Source organism: Streptomyces sp. NPDC043685 (assembly GCF_056436585.1).
The window spans coordinates 326854-342867 of record NZ_JBWKCH010000007.1 but is presented as its reverse complement, the minus strand read 5'-3'; the positions used below and the strand labels follow the sequence as shown (position 1 = coordinate 342867).

At 71.8% G+C, this 16014-nt stretch carries 15 protein-coding genes; 2 read left to right on the top strand and 13 right to left on the bottom strand.

From position 1 onward, the window contains the following. Positions 1-5: 5 nt before the first annotated feature. The 9 genes from ruvA to pgsA all read right to left on the bottom strand — a co-directional run bounded on the left by ruvA (position 6) and on the right by pgsA (position 7163). Positions 6-611 carry a Holliday junction branch migration protein RuvA gene (gene ruvA, locus AC0665_RS24755; protein WP_468410202.1) on the bottom strand — a complete coding sequence of 202 codons (606 nt, stop codon included), beginning with the start codon at positions 609-611 and terminating at the stop codon, positions 6-8. Next, positions 608-1138 (bottom strand): crossover junction endodeoxyribonuclease RuvC, encoded by a 531-nt coding sequence (gene ruvC / locus AC0665_RS24750; RefSeq protein ID WP_363121087.1) that lies wholly within the window; start codon positions 1136-1138, stop codon positions 608-610. The genes ruvA and ruvC overlap by 4 nt, the downstream gene beginning before the upstream one ends. A 105-nt stretch (positions 1139-1243) precedes the next feature. Then, positions 1244-1996, bottom strand: coding sequence for a YebC/PmpR family DNA-binding transcriptional regulator (locus tag AC0665_RS24745; RefSeq protein WP_031116589.1), 753 nt, complete (start codon positions 1994-1996; stop codon positions 1244-1246). A 48-nt stretch (positions 1997-2044) separates the two neighbouring features. After that, on the bottom strand, positions 2045-2650 hold the full coding sequence (pdxT, locus tag AC0665_RS24740) for a pyridoxal 5'-phosphate synthase glutaminase subunit PdxT (protein ID WP_468636882.1): 606 nt from the start codon (positions 2648-2650) through the stop codon (positions 2045-2047). Between the two features lie 6 nt (positions 2651-2656). After that, entirely contained in the window at positions 2657-3562 is a 906-nt protein-coding gene (gene pdxS / locus AC0665_RS24735; RefSeq protein WP_363121085.1) for a pyridoxal 5'-phosphate synthase lyase subunit PdxS, read from the bottom strand. A gap of 137 nt (positions 3563-3699) precedes the next feature. Continuing rightward, on the bottom strand, positions 3700-4242 hold the full coding sequence (locus AC0665_RS24730; protein WP_468410206.1) for a hypothetical protein: 543 nt from the start codon (positions 4240-4242) through the stop codon (positions 3700-3702). 97 nt (positions 4243-4339) lie between these two features. Further along, on the bottom strand, positions 4340-5503 hold the full coding sequence (locus AC0665_RS24725; RefSeq protein WP_363121080.1) for a glycosyltransferase family 4 protein: 1164 nt from the start codon (positions 5501-5503) through the stop codon (positions 4340-4342). After that, complete coding sequence (locus AC0665_RS24720) at positions 5500-6408, bottom strand: phosphatidylinositol mannoside acyltransferase (RefSeq protein WP_478606423.1); 909 nt, start codon at positions 6406-6408, stop codon at positions 5500-5502. The genes AC0665_RS24725 and AC0665_RS24720 overlap by 4 nt, the downstream gene beginning before the upstream one ends. After that, positions 6405-7163: a phosphatidylinositol phosphate synthase gene (gene pgsA / locus AC0665_RS24715; protein WP_478705834.1), complete on the bottom strand. Its 759-nt coding sequence runs from the start codon at positions 7161-7163 to the stop codon at positions 6405-6407. The genes AC0665_RS24720 and pgsA overlap by 4 nt, the downstream gene beginning before the upstream one ends. A gap of 223 nt (positions 7164-7386) precedes the next feature. On the opposite strand from pgsA, the gene AC0665_RS24710 reads away from it, so the two are divergent. Both AC0665_RS24710 and AC0665_RS24705 read left to right on the top strand, forming a co-directional pair. After that, positions 7387-9585: an elongation factor G-like protein EF-G2 gene (locus AC0665_RS24710; RefSeq protein ID WP_468410219.1), complete on the top strand. Its 2199-nt coding sequence runs from the start codon at positions 7387-7389 to the stop codon at positions 9583-9585. A 170-nt stretch (positions 9586-9755) separates the two neighbouring features. After that, positions 9756-11423, top strand: coding sequence for a hypothetical protein (locus AC0665_RS24705; RefSeq protein WP_478509744.1), 1668 nt, complete (start codon positions 9756-9758; stop codon positions 11421-11423). A 92-nt stretch (positions 11424-11515) separates the two neighbouring features. Here AC0665_RS24705 and AC0665_RS24700 read toward each other — a convergent pair whose 3' ends face one another. The 4 genes from AC0665_RS24700 to AC0665_RS24685 form a co-directional block, all read right to left on the bottom strand. Beyond that, on the bottom strand, positions 11516-12076 hold the full coding sequence (locus AC0665_RS24700) for an HIT family protein (protein WP_468636896.1): 561 nt from the start codon (positions 12074-12076) through the stop codon (positions 11516-11518). Between the two features lie 66 nt (positions 12077-12142). Further along, the gene (thrS, locus tag AC0665_RS24695; protein WP_478606426.1) at positions 12143-14119 is read right to left on the bottom strand and encodes a threonine--tRNA ligase; all 1977 of its coding nucleotides are present in this window, start codon (positions 14117-14119) and stop codon (positions 12143-12145) included. Between the two features lie 92 nt (positions 14120-14211). Then, positions 14212-15441, bottom strand: a complete 1230-nt coding sequence (locus tag AC0665_RS24690) for a hypothetical protein (RefSeq protein ID WP_478606429.1) — start codon at positions 15439-15441, stop codon at positions 14212-14214. Continuing rightward, the gene (locus AC0665_RS24685; RefSeq protein WP_361876385.1) at positions 15438-16004 is read right to left on the bottom strand and encodes a DUF4365 domain-containing protein; all 567 of its coding nucleotides are present in this window, start codon (positions 16002-16004) and stop codon (positions 15438-15440) included. The genes AC0665_RS24690 and AC0665_RS24685 overlap by 4 nt, the downstream gene beginning before the upstream one ends. Between the last annotated feature and the right edge of the window lie 10 nt (positions 16005-16014).

Here is a 16014-nt window from a genome sequence, read left to right as displayed (position 1 = left end):
GCGGACTATCGGGCGCGGTTCAGGGTCTGCAGGGCGGCCTTGAGCAGCTGGCCCACCTGGGGTGTGCCCTCGGCGGCCTCGGCCTGCGGGGCCACGGCCGACACGGCCTCGTCGGCCTCCCGGGTCGCGTAGCCGAGGCCGATGAGGGCGGCGTGCAGCTGGTCGCGCCAGCCCGAGCTGACCGGTGCGCCGACGGCGGGTGCGCCGACCGGGGCACCGAGCCGGTCCTTGAGCTCCAGCAGCAGCTTCTGGGCGCCCTTCTTGCCGATGCCGGGGACGGCGGTGAGCGCCTTCTCGTCGGCGGTGGACACCGCCCGGCGCAGCGCGTCGGGGGTGTGCACGGCGAGCATGGCCTGGGCGAGTCTCGGTCCCACGCCGCTCGCGGTCTGGAGCAGCTCGAAGACCTGCCGCTCGTCGTCGTCCGCGAAGCCGTACAGGGTGAGGGAGTCCTCGCGCACGACGAGGGAGGTGTGCAGCTTGGCCGGCCGGCCCGTGCGGAGCGTGGACAGCGTGTTCGGCGTGCACTGCACGGCCATGCCCACGCCGCCGACCTCGACGACCGCGGCGTCGGGGGCGAGCGCGGCGACCGTGCCGCTGACGAAGGCGATCATGCCGTACGGCCTTTCGATGTGTGCAGGGCGACGGCCTGCTGGAGTCGGTTCTGCGCGGGGGCGCGCCAGATGTGGCAGATGGCGAGGGCGAGGGCGTCGGCCGCGTCGGCGGGCTTGGGCGGGGCGCTGAGCCGGAGCAGCCGGGTCACCATGGCGCCGACCTGGGCCTTGTCGGCCCGGCCGCTGCCGGTGACGGCGGCCTTGACCTCGCTGGGGGTGTGCAGCGCGACGGGGATCCCGCGGCGGGCGGCGCACAGCATGGCGACGGCGCTGGCCTGGGCGGTGCCCATCACCGTGCGGACGTTGTGCTGGCTGAAGACGCGCTCGACGGCGACGAACTCGGGCCGGTGCTCGTCCAGCCACTGCTCGATGCCCTGCTCGACCGCGACCAGGCGGTGGCCGAGCTCGGCGTCCGCGGGTGTGCGCACGACACCGACGCCGATCATGGTGAGCGGCCGTCCGGCGACGCCCTCGACCACGCCGACACCGCACCGGGTCAGCCCCGGGTCCACCCCCAGTACGCGCACGCGCCCTCCCTTTCGCTCACCTGTTTGTGCAGGCTATCGGGTGCCACCGACAACGCGACGGGCCGACGGGGTGTGTCCCGTCGGCCCGTCGCTTCCGTGCGCGTGTCAGGCGTCGACCTTCTCCATGACTTCGTCGCTCACGTCGAAGTTGGCGAAGACGTTCTGCACGTCGTCGCTGTCCTCCAGCGCGTCGATCAGCTTGAAGATCTTCTTGGCGCCCTCCTCGTCCAGTTCGACCTGCATGGTCGGGACGAAGTTGGCGTCGGCGGAGTCGTAGTCGATGCCGGCGTCCTGGAGGGCGGTGCGGACCGCGACCAGGTCGGTGGCCTCGCTGATGACCTCGAAGGTCTCGCCGAGGTCGTTGACCTCCTCGGCACCGGCGTCCAGGACGGCGCCGAGGACGTCGTCCTCGGTCAGCTCGCCCTTGGGGACGATGACGACGCCCTTGCGGTTGAACAGGTACGACACCGAGCCCGGGTCGGCCATGGAGCCGCCGTTGCGGGTCATGGCGACGCGGACCTCGGAGGCGGCGCGGTTGCGGTTGTCGGTGAGGCACTCGATGAGCACCGCGACACCGTTCGGGCCGTAGCCCTCGTACATGATCGTCTCGTAGTCGGCGCCGCCGGCCTCGAGGCCGGCGCCGCGCTTGACCGCGGAGTCGATGTTCTTGTTGGGGACCGACGACTTCTTGGCCTTCTGGATGGCGTCGTAGAGCGTCGGGTTGCCCTCGGGGTCGGCGCCGCCCATGCGCGCCGCGACCTCGATGTTCTTGATCAGCTTCGCGAAGAGCTTGCCGCGCTTGGCATCGATGACGGCCTTCTTGTGCTTCGTCGTGGCCCATTTAGAGTGGCCGGACATCTGCCTGTCTCCTTCGCGTAACCCATCTCAGCAACGAACGCAGGAATCCTACAAGGACTCGGCTGTCCGGTTCGCCCGCACCATGTCGACGAACAGGGCGTGCACCCGGTGGTCGCCGGTCAGTTCCGGGTGGAACGAGGTGGCCAGGGCGTTGCCCTGGCGTACGGCGACGATGTGACCGCCGTGCTCGGCGAGCACCTCGGCCCGGGCGCCGACGGACTCCACCCAGGGGGCGCGGATGAAGACGCCCTCCACAGGATCGCCCTCGACGCCCGCGATGTCGACGGCCGCCTCGAAGGACTCGTTCTGCCGGCCGAAGGCGTTGCGGCGCACGATCATGTCGATGCCGCCGATGGTCTCCTGGCCCGAACGCGGGTCGAGGATCTTGTCCGCGAGCATGATCATGCCGGCGCAGGTGCCGTAGACGGGCATGCCGTCCCGCACACGCGCGCGCAGGGGTTCCATCACTCCGAACAGGACGGCCAGCTTGGAGATGGTGGTGGACTCCCCGCCGGGGATGACCAGGCCGTCCACCTCGGCGAGTTCTTCGGGGCGCCGCACCGGCCTGGCCACGGCGTCGGCCGCGGCCAGGGCGACGAGGTGCTCCCGGACGTCGCCCTGGAGGGCCAGGACGCCTATGACAGGAGTGCTCATGAGTGGTTACCAGCCGCGGTTGGCGTAGCGCTCGGCCTCGGGCAGGGTGTCGCAGTTGATGCCGACCATGGCCTCGCCGAGGTTGCGGGACGCGTCGGCGATGATCTTCGGGTCGTCGTAGAAGGTGGTGGCCTTCACGATGGCGGCGGCGCGCTTGGCGGGGTCGCCCGACTTGAAGATGCCGGAGCCGACGAAGACGCCCTCGGCGCCGAGCTGGCGCATCAGGGCGGCGTCGGCCGGGGTGGCGACGCCACCGGCGGAGAACAGCACCACGGGGAGCTTGCCGAGCTCGGCGACTTCCCTGACGAGCTCGTACGGGGCGCGCAGCTCCTTGGCGGCGGCGTACAGCTCGTTGTTGTCGTAGCCGCGCAGGCGGGCGATCTCGTTCTTGATCTGGCGCAGGTGGCGGACGGCCTCGACGACGTTGCCGGTGCCGGCCTCGCCCTTGGAGCGGATCATCGCCGCGCCCTCGGCGATGCGGCGCAGGGCCTCGCCCAGGTTGGTGGCGCCACAGACGAACGGCGTGGTGAAGGCCCACTTGTCGGAGTGGTTGACCTCGTCGGCCGGGGTGAGGACCTCGGACTCGTCGATGTAGTCGACGCCGAGGGACTGGAGCACCTGGGCCTCGACGAAGTGGCCGATGCGGGACTTGGCCATGACCGGGATCGAGACGGCGTCGATGATGCCCTCGATCATGTCCGGGTCGGACATGCGGGCCACGCCGCCGTCCTTGCGGATGTCGGCCGGGACCCGCTCCAGGGCCATGACGGCCACGGCGCCCGCGTCCTCGGCGATCTTCGCCTGCTCCGGCGTGACGACGTCCATGATGACGCCGCCCTTGAGCTGCTCGGCCATGCCGCGCTTGACTCGGGCGGTACCGGTGGCGGGAGCCTGGTTTTCGGAGATGGACACGGGTGACCTCGCTGAGGGAAAAGGGGATTTCTGCAGCACTGAGGAAACGTGAGAGAACCAGTCCACAGCAAGGGCCAATGGGAACGCCGTGGATCCTTTTTGCGTCGGACGGCCGGAAAACGCCCCTGGGAACGGGGTCAGGCGGCCCGGGCCACCAGGGCCGCCGGAGGCTCGTCGTCCATTTCGAAGGCCATGGGGAAGGGCGCGTGACCGGCCAGGCGGAACCAGCGCACCTTGCGGTGGCGGCGCAGGGCACGGGCCGCGCGGACGGTGTCGTTGTGGAAGCGCCGGGCCATCGGCACCCGCCGGACCGCCTCGGTGAGCTCCCGGGCCGCCTCCTCTCCCCCGGGTGCCTCGCGCACCGCCTCCACCTGCGGGGCCTCGCCGAAGACGGCCCGCAGCGCCTGGCTCAGTTCGCTCTCGGCGACTTCCCGCTGCTCCTCCTCGGCCTGCCGGGCGGCGTGCGCGGCCTCGTAGAGCACGATGGAGGCGGCCGGATCCAGGACCCCCGCCGTCGCCAGTTCCTGCGCCACCGAGGCCCGGCGCAGCAGCTGCGCGTCCAGGGCGGCCCGGGCGGCGTCGATCCGGGCGTGCAGACGGTCGAGCCGGCCGGCGGTCCAGCTCAGGTAGAGCCCGATCGCGACCAGGGCGACGGCGATCCAGATGAGAGTGGTGGTCACGGGCGGCAAGGCTAGCGGCACGACAGGACCGCCGGTTCACCCCGCCCGCCCGCGGTCGCGGCGGGCGGGACCGGAAAGGCACCCCACGGCTCCCGGGTCAGTCCCGGGCGAACCCCAGACGCCCCCACAGCCCGGTCGTCCGCTCGTCCTCGGCCACCGCCGCCGCGCCCGCCGTGACCGTCTCGTAGACGGACATGATGTCCGCGCCGACGGTCGACCAGTCGAAGCGCCGTACGTGGGCGCTCCCCCGCGCACGCAGCTCCGCCCGCCGCTCCGGGTCGTCCAGGAGGCGTACGGCCGCGTCGGCCAGGGCGTCCGCGTCCTCGTTGGGGAACAGCTCGCCCGCCGCTCCCCTGTCCAGGACCTGGGCGAAGGCGTCCAGGTCGGAGGCGAGGACGGGGGCGCCGGCGGACATGGCCTCGACCAGAATGATGCCGAAGCTCTCGCCGCCGGTGTTGGGCGCGACGTACAGGTCGACGCTGCGCAGGAAGCGGGCCTTGTCCTCGTCGCTGACCATGCCGAGGAACTCCACGCGGGAGCGCAGCTCGGCGGGCAGGGACTCCACCGCCTCCTTCTCGTCGCCGCGTCCGGCCACCAGCAGACGGGTCCGCGGCCGGGCGGCGAGGATCTTCGGCAGGGCCTTCATGAGCACCGGCAGTCCCTTGCGGGGCTCGTCGATGCGCCCTATGAAGCCGATCGTGTCGCCCTGCCACTCCGCCTTGGGCTCCGCCTCGGCGAAGAAGCCGACGTCGACGCCGTTGGGAATGACCACCGCGTCCCCGCCGAGGTGCTCCACCAGGGTGCGGCGGGCGTACTCGCTGACCGCGATCCGCGCGCTGATCTTCTCCAGCGCGGCCTGGAGGATGGAGTACGCGGCGATCATCGCGCGGGAGCGCGGGTTGGAGGTGTGGAAGGTCGCCACGATCGGGCCCTGGGCGGCCCAGCAGGTCAGCAGGCCCAGCGAGGGCGAGGTCGGCTCGTGGATGTGGATCACGTCGAACGAACCGTCGTGCAGCCACCGGCGCACCCGGGCGGCACTGAGGAACCCGAAGTTCAGCCGGGCCACCGAGCCGTTGTACGGCACCGGCACCGCGCGCCCGGCCGAGACCACGTACGGGGGCAGCGGGGTGTCGTCGTCGGCGGGGGCCAGGACGGACACCTCGTGGCCGAGGCGGAGGAAGTACTCGGCGAGGTCGCGGATGTGGAACTGGACGCCCCCCGGCACGTCCCAGGAGTACGGGCAGACGATGCCGATCCTCACGGGCGCCCCTTCTCGGGGTCGAGGTCCGCGAGCCACAGGCGTTGCAGCATGTGCCAGTCCTCCGGGTGGTCGGCGATGCCGGTGGCGAAGGCGTCGGCCAGCGCCTGTGTCATGACGGACGTCTTCTCGGCGCGCGTGCCTGACTCGGGGACCTCGACGGGCGGATGGACGCGGCCGCGCATGACGGGCGAGTCGTCGTACCAGAGGGTGACGGGCAGCAGCGTGGCGCCGGTCTGCTGGGCGAGCAGGGCGGGTCCGGCCGGCATCCGGGCGGTGTCGCCGAAGAAGTCGACCTCGACCCCGGAGGCCGACAGGTCGCGGTCGGCGACCAGGCAGACCAGGCCGCCGTCGCGCAGCCGCCGGGCCAGGGTGCCGAAGGCGGTGCCGCCGCTGTGCGGCAGGACCTCCATGCCGAGGCCCTCGCGGTAGGCGACGAACCGGTCGTAGAGCGTCTCGGGCTTCAGGCGCTCGGCGACCGTGGTGAAGGGGATGCCCAGCTTGGTGGTGACCCAGGCGCCCGCGAGGTCCCAGTTGGCCAGGTGCGGCAGGGCGAGGATCACGCCCCTGCCCGCGTCCATGCCCTCGGTGAGGTGGTGCAGGTCCTTGGCGGTGAAGCCGTCCGCGATCCGCTCCGCGCTCCAGGCGGGGAGGCGGAAGGACTCCATCCAGTAGCGCAGGTAGGAGCGCATGCCCGCGCGGGACAGCTCGGCGAGGCGCTCGGGGCTCGCGCCGGGCACCACGCGCGCGTAGTTGCTCTCCAGGCGCAGCACGCCCTTGCCGCGCTGCTTCCAGGCGGCGTCGGCGATGGTGCGCCCGAGCCGTACGGCGGCCGGCTCGGGGAGCTTCTTCACCGTGCTCCAGCCGAGGCCGTACAGCGCGTCCGTCAGCCGGTCCTGGGCGCTCACGTGGCGGCCTCGCTCCCGTGCGAGGCGTTGTGCTGCTCGCCCTCGTCGTCCTGCGCGGCGGCGGCCGCCTGCTCGGCCTCGGCGGACTCCCGGCGGACGGTGACGACCCGCTGGATCAGTGTGACGAGGCTGCCCACGGCGACGATCCACAGGGCGACGGGCAGCAGGTACTGGATGCCCGGCACGCCGAACGCGTGCAGGCCCGCCAGTCCGGCCGCGACCAGGGAGATCACCAGCCGCTCGGCGCGCTCGACGAGCCCGTTGACCGCCACCGGCAGCCCGATCGACTCGCCCCGTGCCTTGGTGTACGACACCACCTGCCCGCTGGCCAGGCAGAAGATCGAGACCGCGCAGAGCACGAGGTCGTCGCCCCCGCCCGCGTACCACAGGATGAAGCCGCCGAAGATCGCGCCGTCGGCGACCCGGTCGAGCGTGGAGTCCAGGAAGGCGCCCCAGCGGCTGGAGCGGCCGAGCTGGCGGGCCATGTTGCCGTCGACGAGGTCGGAGAACACGAAGAGCGTGATCACGACCGTGCCCCAGAAGAACTCGCCCATGGGGTAGAAGACCAGCGCGCCCGCGACCACACCGGCGGTGCCGATGAGCGTGACGGTGTCGGGGCTCACGCCCAGGCGGATCAGAAACGCGGCGAACGGTGTGAGGACACGCGTGAAGAATGCACGCGCGTACTTGTTCAGCATGGCCTTCCCGAGGGTCGGTGTCGCCGTCTGGCCCCTGCTGGCCACCGGCTGGCCCATCGTAGTCACGCGCGCGCGTGGTCGAGGTGCGGGCACCCGGACCCCTTTCGGGGGAACCCGTGCGCCCCTGGTGGGCGGTGGGATCACGTCGTTCGTATGGACGCCCCGTGACGACAGTGGGAAGGTCGAATGACCGCGGGCGTCGCCGGAGCCGCACCGCACGCGACGCGGGTCCCGCGTGTCCGCGCCCACAGTGACCTCACCGTGCACGGGAGGCAGGATCATGGGCGACAAGGCACAGACACACCCTGGGGCCGCCGGCAGGGCACAGGCGGCCGACCACCCCCAGTCCGTACGGAATGTGGTGCTGGTCGGCCACTCCGGATCGGGCAAGACCACCTTGGTGGAGGCCCTCGCGCTGACGGCGGGGGCGGTGAACCGGGCGGGCCGCGTGGAGGACGGCGGCACCCTCTCCGACTACGACGAGATCGAGCACCGGCAGCAGCGCTCGGTACAGCTCTCCCTGGTGCCCGTCGAGTGGGACGGCATCAAGGTCAACCTTCTCGACACCCCCGGATACGCCGACTTCGTCGGTGAGCTCAGGGCCGGTCTGCGCGCGGCGGACGCGGCCCTCTTCGTCGTGTCGGCCTCGGACGGCGTGGACGGCTCGACCCGCGTGGTGTGGGAGGAGTGCGCGGCCGTGGGCATGCCCCGGGCCATCGTCGTCACGCACCTGGAGTCGGCCCGCTCCGACTTCGAGGAGATGACCCGCACCTGCGCGGAGGCCTTCGGCGCGGACGATCCCGACGCGGTCCTGCCGCTCTACCTGCCGCTGCGCGGCCCCCAGGCCCCCGACGGGCACGCTCCCGTGACCGGGCTGATCGGGCTGCTGTCGCAGAAGCTGTTCGACTACTCGGCCGGCGAGCGCAAGGAGTCCGAGCCGGGCGAGGACCAGCTGCCGCTCATCGAGGAGGCCCGCAACCGGCTCATCGAGGGGATCATCGCGGAGAGCGAGGACGAGACCCTCATGGACCGCTACCTGGGCGGTGAGCCGATCGAGGTCGCCACGCTCATCGAGGACCTGGAGCGTGCCGTCGCCCGCGGGGCCTTCTTCCCGGTCCTGGCCGCCGCTCCGGCGGGCGAGGGCGCCCGGCAGGGGCTCGGCACCGTGGAGCTGTTGGAGCTGATCACGCGGGGCTTCCCGACGCCGCTGGAGCACGAGACCGTGCGGGTGACGACGATCGACGGAAAGCCGCGCGAGCTCAAGCCCTGCGACCCGGACGCCCCGCTGGTCGCGGAGGTCGTGAAGACGTCCTCGGACCCGTACGTGGGCCGGCTGTCGCTGATCCGTGTGTTCTCCGGCACCCTGCGCGCCGACCAGACGGTCCACGTCTCCGGGCACGGGCTGGCCGACCGCGGGCACGAGGACCACGACGTCGACGAGCGGATCGGCGCCCTGTCCACACCGTTCGGCAAGCAGCAGCGGCCGGTGCCGCACGTGATCGCGGGTGATCTGGCGTGCGTGGCCAAGCTGAGCCGCGCCGAGACCGGTGACACCCTGTCCGCCAAGGACGACCCGCTGCTGATGGAGCCCTGGCAGATGCCCGACCCGCTGCTGCCGCTGGCCATCCAGGCGCACAGCAAACCGGACGAGGACAAGCTGTCCCAGGGCCTGGCCCGGCTGGTGGCCGAGGACCCGACGATGCGGCTCGAGCAGAACCAGGACACCCACCAGGTGGTCCTGTGGTGCCTGGGCGAGGCGCACGCGGACGTGGCCCTGGAGCGGCTGCGCAGCCGGTACGGCGTCCAGGTCGACGTCGTGCCCCACCGGGTGTCCCTGCGCGAGACGTTCGCGAGCAAGGCGGCCGGCCGGGGCAGGCACGTCAAACAGTCCGGCGGGCACGGGCAGTTCGCCATCTGCGAGATCGAGGTGGAGCCGCTGCCCGGCGGGTCCGGCATCGAGTTCGTCGACAAGGTGGTGGGCGGCGCGGTGCCTCGGCAGTTCATCCCGTCGGTGGAGAAGGGCGTACGCGCCCAGGCGGCGAAGGGGGTCGCGGCCGGGTACCCGCTCATCGACGTGCGGGTGACCCTGCTGGACGGCAAGGCGCACTCGGTGGACTCCTCCGACGCCGCCTTCCAGACGGCCGGCGCGCTCGCGCTGCGGGAGGCCGCGGCCGACGCGAGGATTCATCTGCTGGAGCCGGTGGCGGAGGTGTCGGTGCTGGTCGGCGACGAGTTCGTGGGCGCCGTGATGAGCGATCTGTCGGGGCGGCGCGGCCGGGTGCTCGGCACCGAGCAGACACCCGGCGGACGCACCCTGATCCGGGCCGAGGTGCCGGAGATCGAGATCGGCCGCTACGCGATCGATCTGCGGTCGATGGCGCACGGCACCGCCGGGTTCAGCCGCCGGTACGCGCGGCACGAGCCGATGCCGCAGCAGGTGGCGGACCGGGTTCGTGAAGAGGAGCGCAAGGCCTCGTAGTTGGCGCCGGGCGCCCCCAAGTGCCCCTGTGGAGGCTTCCCTCCGCGGGGGCGGGCGGCTTGACGGGCGCCCGCCCCCGTGCGCCGATGCGGACGGATACGCTGATGACCTGATCAACAGGTGTGCGCAGCGCGGAAGTCGGGAAGGCCGCAGATGCGGATGCGGCAGCGATGGGGGCGGCAGTGACGGACGGATTCGACTTCAGCCCGGGGGCCCAGGTGCCCCTGGCGGGTGCGAGCGGCCAGACGGCGGCGACCTACGCGCTCGCCGCGGCGGCCTACCGGGACGACGAGGTCACCAAGATCCTGGCCGCCGACAACGAGTGGCACCAGTCGACGGTGACCCCGCCGCGCCCCTGGGCGAAGATCTTCCGCCCCCGGCTGGGCGAGGCCTTCTCCCGCGCGGTGATCGACCGGATGCTGGGTGCCGGGCGCAAGCCGGTCATCCAGTCCTTCGGCATCGAGCCCCAGGTCGTCGTGGAGCACTGTCTCGCGGCCCACCGCATCCGCCGCGACCGCGACAACTGGCTCTCGGCGATCACGGTGATCTGCGGGCTGCTGTTCCTGCCGGGCTTCCTCGTGTGGCTGCTGGTGTTCACGCTGCGCACCACCATGACCAAGCGCGAGGACAAACGGGCCGGTGCCCTCGCCACGACCCTGCTGCTCGCCATGGGCGCGCTGGCCGTGCTCTTCGTGATCCGCATGCCGTTCACCGGCTTCTGGGCGCTGTACGGACGCGCGGCGGTGATCATGCCGGTCGTCGGCTGGTTCTGGGCCAAGCAGATCTGCGAGCGGACCGCGCGTGACCTGCGGGATCGCTGGTCGAGCCTGCTGTCGGGCGGCGGGGTGGGCGCCAAGATCCCCGAGGCCGTCCCCGGCAATCCCGGTGACGCGGCCGAGCAGGTCCGCAAGGAACTGGCCCGCCTCGCCGCCGAGCAGCGGTCCAACTCGGTCTTCTACGCGGGCCCCAAGGGCATACTCGGCATGGGCACCCGGTGGGGCAGCTGGCAGCTGGCCGAGGAGCTGGTCTCCGCCGAGCCGGGCAAGGAGTTCCACCCCTTCCGCAGCTGGGACGTCATCGTGGCGATCCAGGGCGGCCTGGGCATGCTGGAGCGTACGTCCATCAACACCGGCGGCTTCCCCAAGCCGTCCATCACGCACTGGGTCGTCACGCCGATCGGCGAGAAGGCGACGGAGGTGTCCCGGCCGAGCGGCACGGACGTCGACGCGTACACGGTCCGGACGCACGCCATACAGGACATCTGCAACAAGCAGCAGTTCGGCAGCGGCGACCGGCACTACCTGGGTGTGCAGTGGACCCTGTGGGACGGCCACCTGGTGATCACGATGCTGATCACGGTGACCGTGCTGCACGACACGCTGCGCATCGAGGTCACCGGGCACGCCCTGGGGCCGGTCAACTCCCTGTTCAACGAGAAGCCGGCGGCCAAGGAGAAGAAGGTCCAGAAGGCTTTCCGCTTCTGGGAGACCCGCACGGTGAAGATGCCCCTGATCGACGCCGACGAGGTCGTACGGCTGGCCGCGCGCGCCCCCCTGACCTGGTACCCGCCGCTGCTGAACTGGCTCGGCGGCTCCCTGACGCTGCCGGAGCCGTTCGGCCTGCGGCACGCGTGGGCGGATCAGCCGTGGCGGCACCGGTTCATGGCGGACGACGCGCTGCGGGCGGCCACGCCGGTGCTGCGGGTGGTGCACGCGGCGGCGCTGAAGGTGCTGCGGGAGAACGGCGTGGACGTGGAGAAGTTCGGATCCAGGTCGGCGGCGCTCAGCGGGGCCGTGCAGGAGGCTGCGCCGAAGAAGGCGGACGTGTACGACGCGTAGGCCTCCGGCGTCGGCCGGTGGGGGCTCGTGTCCCCACCGGTCTGAACGGCCTCCGCCTCAAGCGCCGGACGGGCTGACAGCGACCGCCGGGCTCAGGTGGCCGGCCAGGCCTCCGCCAGCATCTTCCTCGTGTCGGCCAGGAGCTGCGGCAGCACCCGGGTGTGCCCCACCACCGGCATGAAGTTGGTGTCGCCGCCCCACCGCGGCACGATGTGCTGGTGCAGGTGCGCGGCGATGCCCGCACCGGCGACCGTGCCCTGGTTCATGCCGATGTTGAAGCCGTGCGCGCCGGAGGCCGCGCGCAGGGCCGTCATCGCCTGCTTGGTGAGTTCGCCGAGCTCGGCGGTCTCCCCCGCCGTGAGGTCGGTGTAGTCGGCGACGTGCCGGTAGGGCACGGTCATCAGGTGCCCGCCGGTGTACGGGTAGAGGTTGAGCACCGCGTAGACCTGCTCGCCGCGGCGGACGACGAGCCCGTCCTCGTCGGACTTGGCCGGGATGGAGCAGAAGGGGCAGCCGTCGCCGGCGCCCGGGCCGGTCGGCTTGTTCTCGCCCTGGATGTAGGCCATCCGATGGGGCGTCCACAGACGCTGGAACGCGTCCTGCGTCCCCACTCCCAGCTGCTGCTCCGGCTCACTCGTCATGCTGTGCAGCATATGGCGTCGAGCTGGGGGGGGCGGCAAAGGCCCCCGGGATCCCCCGGGGGCCTCGAGCGCGTGAGATCAGACCTGGGCTCGCTCCTCGACGACCTTCTGGATCTTCGCGATGGCCTCGTCGAAGGGGATGCCGTTCTCCTGCGAGCCGTCGCGGTAGCGGAACGACACGGACTCGTGGGACATGTCCTCGTCGCCCGCGATGACCATGAAGGGCACCTTCTGCTTCTGGGCGTTGCGGATCTTCTTCTGCATGCGGTCGGAGGAGGAGTCGACGTCGACGCGCAGGCCCTTCTTCCGGGCCGCGGCGGCGAACTTCTCCAGGTACTCCACGTGCGCGTCGCCGATCGGGATGCCGATCGCCTGGACCGGCGCCAGCCATGCCGGGAAGGCGCCCGCGTAGTGCTCCAGGAGCACCGCGAAGAAGCGCTCGATGGAGCCGAACAGCGCGCGGTGGATCATGACCGGGCGGGTCTTGGTGCCGTCCGCGGCGGTGTACTCCAGGTCGAAGCGCTCCGGCAGGTTGAAGTCGAGCTGGATGGTCGACATCTGCCAGGTGCGGCCGATGGCGTCCTTGGCCTGGACGGAGATCTTCGGGCCGTAGAAGGCGGCGCCGCCCGGGTCGGGCACCAGGGGCAGGCCCTGCTTCTCGGCGACCTGGCGCAGCGTCTCGGTCGCCTCCTCCCAGGCCTCGTCGGAGCCGACGAACTTCTCCGGGTCCTTGGTGGACAGCTCGAGGTAGAAGTCGGTCAGGCCGTAGTCGCGCAGCAGGTTCAGCACGAAGGTGAGCGTCTTGTCGAGCTCCTCGGACATCTGCTCACGGGTGCAGTAGATGTGCGCGTCGTCCTGGGTGAAGCCGCGGGCCCGGGTCAGGCCGTGCACGACGCCCGACTTCTCGTAGCGGTACACGGTCCCGAACTCGAACAGGCGCAGCGGCAGTTCGCGGTAGGAGCGGCCGCGCGCGTCGAAGATCAGGTTGTGCATCGGGCAGTTCATGGGCTTGAGGTAGTAGTCCACGCCCTCGTCGAGCTGCATGGGCGGGTACATGCCGTCGGCGTACCAGTCCAGGTGGCCCGAGGTCTCGAAGAGCTTCCCCTTGGTGGCGTGCGGGGTGTAGACGAACTCGTAGCCCTCCTCCTCGTGGCGGCGGCGCGAGTAGTCCTCCATGACCCGGCGGATGATGCCGCCCTTGGGGTGGAAGACGGCCAGGCCGGAGCCGATCTGCTCGGGGATGGAGAACAGGTCCAGCTCGTTGCCCAGCTTGCGGTGGTCTCGCTTCTCGGCCTCGGCGAGGAACTCCAGGTGCGCCTTCAGCTCGTCCTTGGTGGGCCAGGCGGTGCCGTAGATGCGCTGGAGCATGGGGTTCTTCTCGCTGCCGCGCCAGTAGGCGGCCGCGTTGCGCATGAGCTTGAACGCCGGGATCGCGCGGGTGGACGGCAGGTGGGGGCCCCGGCAGAGGTCCTTCCAGCACAGGTCGCCGGTCTTGGCGTCGAGGTTGTCGTAGATCGTCAGCTCGCCGGCGCCGACCTCGACGTCCGCACCGTCGTCGGAGGAGGCGGAGCCCTTGAGGCCGATCAGCTCCAGCTTGTAGGGCTCACCGGCGAGCTCCTCGCGGGCGGCCTCGTCGGTGACCACGCGGCGGGAGAAGCGCTGCCCGCGCTTCTGGATCTCCTGCATCTTCTTCTCGATGGCCTTGAGATCCTCGGGCGTGAACGGCTTCTCGACGTCGAAGTCGTAGTAGAAGCCGTCCTTGACCGGCGGGCCGATGCCCAGCTTGGCCTCGGGGAAGAGCTCCTGCACGGCCTGCGCCATGACGTGAGCGGTGGAGTGGCGCAGGATGTCGAGGCCGTCCTCGGAGGAGATCTCGACGCCCTCGACCTCGTCGCCGTCGGACAGGGCGTACGACAGGTCCTTGAGCTCGCCGGCGACGCGCGCGGCGATGATGGAGCGCTCGCCCGCGAAGAGCTCGGCGGCCGTAGTGCCCGTCGTCACCACGCGTTCTTCCCGCTCGGAATCGCGCTGGATGATCACACGGACGTCTGACACCGGTCTCTCCTGACTGAAGGGGGCTGCGTGCGCCATACCGGAGCGCGCGCACGAGTAAGGATCGTACCGACCCGACACCACCCTTCGCGAAATCAGTCCCCGCACTCCCCTCCGCAGGCCTCCTCGAAGAAGTCCAGGTTCTCGTGGAGCTCCTTCAGCAGCCGGTCCCGCTCGGCGTCGTCGACCTGTACGGGGACGACGCCGTGGGCGCCGGTGAGGCGGCGGAACCCGCCCCGGCTCTCCAGCCGCCCCTGCACCCGCACCGGGAGTCCGACGAGGTGGGCGTGGCCGGCGATGCGGTAGCCCTCCTCGTCGAGGGTGATCCGGACGTTCGGCACGTCGGCCCCGGCCAGCACGCGCAGGCGTACGGTGCCGTCGCCGCGCGGCCCGGACCGGCGCAGCCGGACCACCGCTCCCGTGATCCGCACCGGGACGGCGGGCTCCTCGCGCAGGTAGCGGGCGCCCGCCTCGCGCAGCACGGTCAGATCGCCGGGTGAGAACTCGACGGGCTCGGCGGAGGGCGCGCAGCCCTCGGGCACACCGGCCGCCGGGGCCCACGCGACGGCGATCCGGGCGCCCTCGGTGCCCCGGACGAGGGCCACGAGCGCCTCGGTGAGCTCGTGGCTCACCCCGGCCTCGACGGCCGCGTCGAAGGCGTCCATGCCGCCGGTGGCCCGCTGGTAGTCGATGGCCTCCCGGGCCGCGAAGAGGGCCTGGTGGAGGCGTACGGCCAGGGGGCGTCCGCCCGCGACGGGCACGAAAGCGGTGAGCCGGCCGTCGGTCGCGGAGCCGACGAGGACGTCGGCCAGGGCCGCTGCGGCGGAGCGCCGGTGGCGGGCGCCGTGGTAGCCGGCCCGCGCTCGGGTGGCGAGGGCCGCGGCGAGCAGCATCCGTCGGGCGGCGCCGCGCAGCCGGTCCTCGACGGTCCAGGACGCGGTGCCGGCGGGCCCGGCGGGGACGTCGTGCCACCAGCGGATCTCGTCGCTGGGCACGGTGAGGGAGACCAGGACCTCGCGGGCGGAGGGCGCGCCGCTGCGGGACAGCGCGAGCAGGGCCTCCGCGAGCAGGTCGTCGCTGTCGGGGAAGGCGCGGCTCTCGGGGACCAGGAGACTGGTGCCGCCGGCGCCGGGGCCGGGCGGGGTCCAGCGGCCGTAGCGGCCGGGGGCGCCGCCGCGTCGCTGCCAGCCGTGCCGGCGCAGCAGGGCGCCCAGCACGGCCGGGTCGACGTCGGCGGGCTCGGGCGGGTGACCGGTGCGTCCCGCTGTGTCGACGGGGTGCGGCCGGACCGGCCTGCGGGGCTCCTCGGTCGGGCGGTGCGTCACGGTTTCCCTCCCGTCCCGACCCTCGTCATGATCTCGCACAGGGCCCGGTCGTCGAAGATGCGTGAGGTCGGTATGCGCACGGTGGTGCGGCGGCGGCCGGTGATCGGCTGTCCGGCGAGGTTGGTCCAGTAGCAGCAGTGCCTGAGGTCGAGCCGGTCGTGGCCGGCCCGCAGCCAGTCGTCCTGGGAGCGCGGCACCAGCATCACGACGAGGATCTTGTGCACCGACACGGGGGTGCGGGCGAGCTTCGCCAGGTGGTCGTTGTCGAGGGTGAAGGAGAAGGTGCGGCCCGGGGGGTGGGGCGGCACCTGGTAGGTGGCTTTGAGCTGCACCTTGATGGTGACCTCGTCGTCGACCGTGTGGCCGGGGGCGCTGTGGCTGACGTGCCAGTCGATGCCGTTGTCGGGAAAGGGCTGGGACAGCGAGCAGCCGGCGGCCGCCGCGACGGCGTGGAGATAGCCGACCTGCAAGGTCTCCATGCAGGCGGTGGTGGCGAGAGTGCCGCGCGAGGGAGCCGTGCGCTCGGGCAGCAGCCCGCCCCGTTCGGGCTGCGCTATGGCCATGGCCAACAGC

What these genes read in the sequence shown, in the direction of transcription:
- ruvA (WP_468410202.1), bottom strand. Translation starts at nt 611, where the DNA reads ATGATCGCCTTCGTCAGCGGCACGGTCGCCGCGCTCGCCCCCGACGCC.
- AC0665_RS24745 (WP_031116589.1), bottom strand. Translation starts at nt 1,996, where the DNA reads ATGTCCGGCCACTCTAAATGGGCCACGACGAAGCACAAGAAGGCCGTC.
- pdxT (WP_468636882.1), bottom strand. Translation starts at nt 2,650, where the DNA reads ATGAGCACTCCTGTCATAGGCGTCCTGGCCCTCCAGGGCGACGTCCGG.
- pgsA (WP_478705834.1), bottom strand. Translation starts at nt 7,163, where the DNA reads ATGGGCCAGCCGGTGGCCAGCAGGGGCCAGACGGCGACACCGACCCTC.
- AC0665_RS24710 (WP_468410219.1), top strand. Translation starts at nt 7,387, where the DNA reads ATGGGCGACAAGGCACAGACACACCCTGGGGCCGCCGGCAGGGCACAG.
- AC0665_RS24705 (WP_478509744.1), top strand. Translation starts at nt 9,756, where the DNA reads ATGGGGGCGGCAGTGACGGACGGATTCGACTTCAGCCCGGGGGCCCAG.
- AC0665_RS24700 (WP_468636896.1), bottom strand. Translation starts at nt 12,076, where the DNA reads ATGCTGCACAGCATGACGAGTGAGCCGGAGCAGCAGCTGGGAGTGGGG.
- AC0665_RS24685 (WP_361876385.1), bottom strand. Translation starts at nt 16,004, where the DNA reads ATGGCCATAGCGCAGCCCGAACGGGGCGGGCTGCTGCCCGAGCGCACG.